The following is a 6,563-nucleotide window of genomic DNA, read 5'->3' as shown; positions in this document are numbered from 1 at the left end:
TACGGTCCCGAAGACCTCGAACTCGTCGCTCAGAAACTCAACGGCCGGCCACGTAAAACGCTCGGCTGGGAAACCCCAGCCGAGCGTTTACGTGCTTTACTACTAACCACCTAACCAACAGGTGTTGCAACGACCCCTAGAAACCGCCCGTGGAAAACGGGGCCCCAAGTGTTCGTTCGCGCTCGGGTCAGTTTTGGTTGAGTTCGTCCGAGATCGCCTGGGCCGCTTCGCGCAACAGCGGCACGGCGCGGTCGGCGAAGGACTGGTCCACGCGGGACACCGGGCCCGAGACGGAGATGGCCGTCGGCGTGGGCGCGTTGGGCACGGCCATCGCGAAGCAGCGGACGCCGAGCTCCTGCTCCTCCTCGTCGATGGAGTACCCGCGCTCACGGATCCGATCCAGGTCGGCCAGGAGCGAATCGATGTCGCCGATGCTCTTGGCCGTGGGTGTCGGCATGCCGGTCCGGCTCACGATCCCGCGGACCACTTCATCGTCCAGCTGCGCGAGGATGGCCTTGCCCACGCCGGTGTCGTGGGTGTGCGCGCGCCGCCCCACCTCGGTGAACATGCGCATGGAGTGCAGGGACGGAACCTGGGCCACGTAAATAACCATGTCCGAGTCCAGTACCGCCATGTTTGACGTCTCGCCGAGCCGGTCCACGAGCGACTTGAGCTGCGGGCGGGCCAGGGCGCCAAGCTGCTTGTTGGCTCCTTCGCCGAGCCGGATCAGCCGCGGGCCGAGGGCGTAGCGGCGGTTCGGCAGCTGGCGGATGTAGCCCAGCGTGACCAGCGTCCGGAGAAGCCGGTGGATCGTCGGCAGGGGCAGGTCAGTGGAGGAAGAGAGCTCACTGAGCGTCACATCTCCCCCGGCGTCGGTGATCAATTCCAAAAGTTCGAAGACGCGCTCAACAGACTGCACGCCTCCTGCGGCCTTTTCAGCCATTCCGTCGTCTCCTGCTGGGCTCGATTCCGACAACTCTTATCCGCATTGTGAAAAGAACTGCTTAGAAATCCCAAGATACAGCACGGCCGAGTCCTCGTCGATGTCCCCGCAGGGCTTGTGTTTCCATAAAGTAGATAATAATATCCATAATACGAAAACATTAGCGGCGTAAGCCAGCCCAATGCATGGGCGTACCAGGAGGACATTCAATGGCGAACCCCAGCCCCGGGAACTCGATCACCCTGCGCGTGGAAGCACCGTCCAGCTTCACGGCAACCAGCGAACTCGCAGCCGCCGTGGGCGCGGCCGGCGCGGCCATCACCGCCCTCGACGTCACCGAATCCCACCACGAGACCCTGGTTGTTGACGTCACCTGCAACACCACCGACGACGACCACGCCAACCGCGTCAAGGACGCCCTCAACGCGCTCGACGGCGTCACCGTCCGGAACGTCTCGGACCGCACCTTCCTCATGCACCTCGGCGGCAAGCTTGAGGTCGTCCCCAAAGTAGCCCTGCGCAACCGCGACGATCTCTCCCGCGCCTACACCCCCGGCGTCGCCCGCGTCTGCCTTGCCATCGCGGAGGACCCGTCAGCGGCCCGCAACCTCACGGTCAAGCGGAACACCATCGCCGTGGTCACCGACGGTTCGGCGGTGCTGGGCCTCGGCAACATCGGCCCGGCCGCCGCACTTCCAGTGATGGAAGGCAAGGCCGCCCTGTTCAAGCAGTTCGCCAACGTGGACGCGTGGCCGGTGTGCCTGGACACCCAGGACACCGAGGAGATCATCAAGATCGTCAAGGCGATCGCGCCCGTCTACGGCGGAGTGAACCTCGAAGACATCGCGGCCCCGCGCTGCTTCGAGATCGAGAACCGCCTGCGTGAAGAACTGGACATCCCGGTCTTCCATGACGACCAGCACGGCACGGCGATCGTCACGCTCGCCGCCCTCGTCAATGCCCTGCGCGTGGTGGGCAAGAAGCTCTCCGAGGTCCGGATCGTCGTCTCGGGCGTGGGCGCCGCCGGCTCCGCCATCATCCAGTTGCTCAAGGCCCAGGGCGCCCGGCACATCGTGGCTGCCGGCCGCTCCGGCGCCATCCACTCCGGCGAGCAGTACAACGACGAGCACCGCAGCTGGATTGCCGCCAACACCAACGAAGAGGGATTCTCCGGAACCCTGCACCAGGCGCTCAAAGATGCAGATGTTTTCATCGGCGTCAGCGCACCGCACGTGATCGGCGAGGAGCAGGTCGCTTCGATGGCCAAGGACGCGATCGTATTCGCCATGGCCAACCCCACACCGGAAATCGATCCTGCCATCGCGTCCAAGCACGCAGCAGTCGTGGCCACGGGACGCAGCGACTTCCCGAACCAGATCAACAACGTCCTGGCATTCCCGGGCTTCTTCCGCGGCCTGCTGGACGCGGGGGCATCGGACATCACCCCGGAGATGCTGGTGGCCGCCGCCGAGGCGATCGCCAACCGTGTTGCTGACGACGAGCTCAACGCCAGCTACATTATCCCCAGCGTCTTCGACCCCCACGTGGCCGCGGACGTCGCCGCGGCCGTGGCAAACGCAGCCCGCGCCGCAGCGGGTACTGGCATCGCAGCGGCAACAGCGGAAGACTCAACAGAAGCAGCAGCACCTGCTGCAGCAAACGCAGCAGCCTTCGCCAACGCCTGATTCGCAGCCCTGGAAAGGACCAACAATGGCTATCACAGTCACAGACCCCCGGCCGATCGAGCGCGCGGAGGAGATTCTCACCCCCAAGGCCCTGGCTTTCGTGGAGGAACTGCACAAGCGGTTCGCCGGTACCCGCTCTGAGCTCCTGAAGGCCCGGACCGCAAAGCGCGAGCATGTGGCCAGGACCGGCAGCCTTGACTTCCTGCCGGACACCCAGGACGTGCGCGACGGCGACTGGAAGGTTGCGCCGGCACCGGCGGCTTTGCAGGACCGCCGGGTTGAAATGACGGGGCCCGCCTCTCCTGCCAAGATGGCCATCAACGCGCTGAACTCCGGCGCCAAGGTGTGGCTCGCGGACCTCGAGGACGCCAGCACGCCCACCTGGGCCAACGTCATCGATGCCATCCTCAACCTGCGGGACGCCGCCACGGGGTCCCTGAGCTACACCTCCCCTGAGGGCAAGGAATACAGGCTGCGCACGGACGCCCCGCTCGCCGTCGTGGTGGCACGCCCCCGCGGCTGGCACATGGAGGAACGGCACCTCCTGCTCGACGGCGAACCCGCCGTGGGTGCCCTCGTGGACTTCGGCCTGCACTTCTTCCACGTCGCCAAGCAGCTGGTCCTCAACGGCCAGGGCCCCTATTACTACCTGCCGAAGATGGAGAGCCACGTCGAGGCGCGCCTGTGGAACGAGGTCTTTGTCTTCGCGCAGGACTACCTTGGCCTCAACCAGGGCACCATCCGCGCAACCGTGCTCATCGAAACCATCCCGGCTGCCTTTGAGATGGACGAGATCCTCTACGAACTCCGCGACCACGCCTCGGGCCTGAATGCGGGCCGCTGGGACTACCTTTTCAGCATCATCAAGTACTTCCGCGACGCCGGGGCCAGCTTCGTGCTGCCGGACCGCGCTACCGTGGCCATGACCGCGCCCTTCATGCGCGCCTACACGGAACTGCTGGTCAAGACCTGCCACCACCGGGGCGCCTTCGCCATGGGCGGGATGGCCGCGGTCATCCCCAACCGGCGCGAACCTGAAGTCACCGCCCAAGCCTTCGAGAAGGTCCGCGCGGACAAGACCCGCGAGGCGAACGACGGCTTCGACGGCTCCTGGGTGGCCCACCCTGATCTGGTCCCGGTCTGCCGGGAAGTGTTCGATTCGGTCCTCGGCGAGCGCCCCAACCAGCTGGACAAGCAGCGCCCGGAAGTCTCCGTGACCGCGGGCCAGCTGCTGGACATCGCTTCCGCGGACGGCCAGGTCACCGAGGCGGGCCTGCGCCTGAACCTCTACGTGGCCGTGGCCTACACCGCCGTGTGGATCTCGGGCAACGGAGCGGTGGCCATCCACAACCTCATGGAAGATGCCGCCACGGCGGAGATCTCCCGCTCGCAGGTGTGGCAGCAGATCCGCAACGAGGTGGTGCTCGCAGACACCGGCAACACCGTGACGCGCGAGCTTGTGACCAAGATCCTGGCCGAGGAGACAGAGAAGCTGCGCGGCGAGGTGGGCGAGGAGGCCTTCCAGCGCTACTACCAGCCCGCCAGCAGCCTGATCGCGGACATCTGCCTCTCCGAGGACTACACGGACTTCCTCACCACCCCGGCCTACGAACTGGTGGGCTGAGGCATGGCGGTACCGGAATCATCACTCAGCGCTGCGGATCTGGCCAGGATCGATTCGCAGCTGGCGGCCACCGACCGGCTGCTGGAGCAGAATTACCCCGGCGACGACGGCTCGCGCCAGCCCGTCCACACTGTTTATGTCCCGGCGGACCGGTTCACGCCGTCGCTCGCCGCCGACTGGGGCGCCCAGGCGCTGTCGACGGCGGCCGCCCATGGCGGACTCGCCCGGGTCGGAGCGCTGCTGGGCCAGGACAGCGAACTGGCTGACGCTGTTGCGTCCCGGGTGGAGGCCAAACTCGGCAGCGAACCTATCGAGGACCTCCGGCTCGACTTCGAGGACGGCTTCGGGGACCGGGGCGACGACGCCGAGGACGCCGCCGCCGTTGCCGCCGCTTCCGCCGTGGCCGCCGCTGTTGCGGCCGGCTCCGCGCCGCCGTTCATCGGAATCCGCTTCAAATGCTTTGAGGCGCCCACGCGTGCCCGCGGCCTGCGGACCCTCGACCTGTTTGTGTCCGGCCTGGCCTCCGCCGGCGAGCTTCCGGAGGGCCTGGTCCTCACCCTGCCCAAGGTCACCACGGTGGCCCAGGTGCAGGCCATGGACTTCGCTGTCTCCCGGCTTGAGGAAGTCCATTCGCTGCCGGCAGGCCGGCTGCGTTTTGAGGTGCAGGTGGAAACACCGCAGCTGATCCTTGGCCCCGAGGGCAACTCCCCCGTGGCACAGCTCCCCCATGCTGTTCCCGGCCGTATCAGCGGGCTGCACTACGGGACGTACGACTACTCGGCGTCGCTGCAGATCTCGGCCGAATACCAGTCCATGGAGCATCCCGTGGCGGACTTCGCCAAGGAAGTCATGCAGCTTGCCGTGGCAGGCACCGGCATCCGGCTCTCGGACGGCTCCACCAACATTATCCCCGTGGGCGACAACGTAGAAAACGCCTGGCAGCTCCACGGCCGGCTGGTCCGGCGTTCCCTCGAGCGCGGCTTCTACCAGGGCTGGGACCTGCACCCGGCGCAGCTGCCCAGCCGGTTCGCTGCGACGTACGCGTTCTACCGCCAGGGGCTGCCCGCCGCGGCGGCCCGGCTGCGCAATTACGTTGAACGCACCGAGGGCGGGGTGATGGACGAGCCTGCCACGGCCCGTGCACTCGCCGCTTTCGTGCTGCGCGGCGTCCAGTGCGGAGCGGTGGGCGCCGACGAGGTGCTGGCGCTTGCCGGCGTCGGAATCCCCCACCTGACCGGCCTTGCGCACCCGCGGCTGGCCCACACCACTTCGAAGTAAGGATCCAATGATGGGCAAGTACTACTACCCCCAGGGCGGCCTGCCGCCGCAGACCCACCTCACCACGGAACGGGCCATCGTCACGGAGGCCTACACGGTCATCCCCAAAGGCGTCATGACCGATATCGTGACCAGCAACCTGCCTGGTTTCTCCAACACACGGTCCTGGATCATTGCCCGCCCGATCTCCGGCTTTGCCACCACGTTCTCGCAGCTGATCGTCGAGATCGGCCCGGGCGGCGGTGCTCCCAAGGCCGAGTTCGAGGCAGGCGTTGAAGGCGTTGTCTTCGTGACCAAGGGCAAGGTCAACCTGACCCTCGACGGTGAACTGCACCAGCTTGAGGAGGGTGGCTACGCCTACCTGGCGGCCGGTTCCACCTGGGGACTGGAAAACGTCTCGGACGACATCGTTTCCTTCCACTGGATCCGCAAGGCCTACGAGAGGCTCGAGGGTTACGAGGCCAAGTCCTTCGTTACCAGTGACGCGGAAGTCGAAGCCGGCGCGATGCCCGATACCGACGGCGTCTGGAAGACCACGCGCTTCGCGGACCCCAACGACCTGGCGCATGACATGCACGTGAACATCGTGACGTTCCAGCCGGGCGGTGTGATCCCGTTCCCGGAAACCCACGTCATGGAACACGGCCTGTACGTCCTGGAGGGCAAGGCCATGTACCTGCTCAACAACGACTGGGTGGAAGTGGAGGCGGGCGACTTCATGTGGCTGCGCGCCTTCTGCCCGCAGGCCTGCTACGCAGGCGGCCCTGGCCAGTTCCGCTACCTGCTGTATAAGGACGTCAACCGCCAGATCCGCCTGACGTAACTTGTTCGGTCTTTAACGCCGACGCCGGGATCGCCGGAAGCCTGCCAGTTCGCCGCAGGCTCCCTGTGTGTCAGGCTGTTGTGTGACAGGTTCCCTGTTGCTGGAGCCGGTGCTCAGGGCGGGGGGAAGGTCCGTCATGGATTTCGTTATGCCTGTTCGTGTTTCGAACCGGAAGCACTTCACTACCGACCAGAAGCACGCGATTCTGGA

The 6,563-nt window shown here is 66.0% G+C and carries 5 protein-coding genes and 1 pseudogene; 5 read left to right on the top strand and 1 reads right to left on the bottom strand.

Annotation, left to right across the window (positions count from 1 at the left end; all coding sequences use genetic code 11):
• Nucleotides 1-114 (top strand): annotated as a pseudogene (locus tag AC1DD3_RS21935) (IS30 family transposase); the annotation flags it as partial.
• Nucleotides 115-187: 73 nt separating this feature from the next.
• Here AC1DD3_RS21935 and AC1DD3_RS21930 read toward each other — a convergent pair.
• Nucleotides 188-943 carry an IclR family transcriptional regulator gene (locus AC1DD3_RS21930; RefSeq protein WP_230121477.1) on the bottom strand — a complete coding sequence of 252 codons (756 nt, stop codon included), beginning with the start codon at nucleotides 941-943 and terminating at the stop codon, nucleotides 188-190.
• A gap of 209 nt (nucleotides 944-1,152) precedes the next feature.
• Between AC1DD3_RS21930 and AC1DD3_RS21925 the strand changes: the two genes are divergently transcribed.
• The 4 genes from AC1DD3_RS21925 to AC1DD3_RS21910 are packed head-to-tail and all read left to right on the top strand — an operon-like array spanning nucleotide 1,153 to nucleotide 6,353.
• Nucleotides 1,153-2,628, top strand: a complete 1,476-nt coding sequence (locus AC1DD3_RS21925; RefSeq protein ID WP_476882517.1) for an NAD-dependent malic enzyme — start codon at nucleotides 1,153-1,155, stop codon at nucleotides 2,626-2,628.
• A 25-nt stretch (nucleotides 2,629-2,653) separates the two neighbouring features.
• On the top strand, nucleotides 2,654-4,252 hold the full coding sequence (aceB, locus tag AC1DD3_RS21920; protein ID WP_476882516.1) for a malate synthase A: 1,599 nt from the start codon (nucleotides 2,654-2,656) through the stop codon (nucleotides 4,250-4,252).
• Between the two features lie 3 nt (nucleotides 4,253-4,255).
• The gene (locus tag AC1DD3_RS21915) at nucleotides 4,256-5,530 is read left to right on the top strand and encodes a DUF6986 family protein (protein WP_230121474.1); all 1,275 of its coding nucleotides are present in this window, start codon (nucleotides 4,256-4,258) and stop codon (nucleotides 5,528-5,530) included.
• A gap of 10 nt (nucleotides 5,531-5,540) precedes the next feature.
• Nucleotides 5,541-6,353, top strand: a complete 813-nt coding sequence (locus AC1DD3_RS21910; RefSeq protein ID WP_476882515.1) for a bifunctional allantoicase/(S)-ureidoglycine aminohydrolase — start codon at nucleotides 5,541-5,543, stop codon at nucleotides 6,351-6,353.
• The last annotated feature ends 210 nt before the right edge of the window (nucleotides 6,354-6,563 follow it).

Source organism: Arthrobacter sp. 05T444, assembly GCF_056395905.1.
The sequence above is the reverse complement of the archived record's forward strand: the minus strand, read 5'-3'. Positions and strand labels throughout refer to the sequence as shown.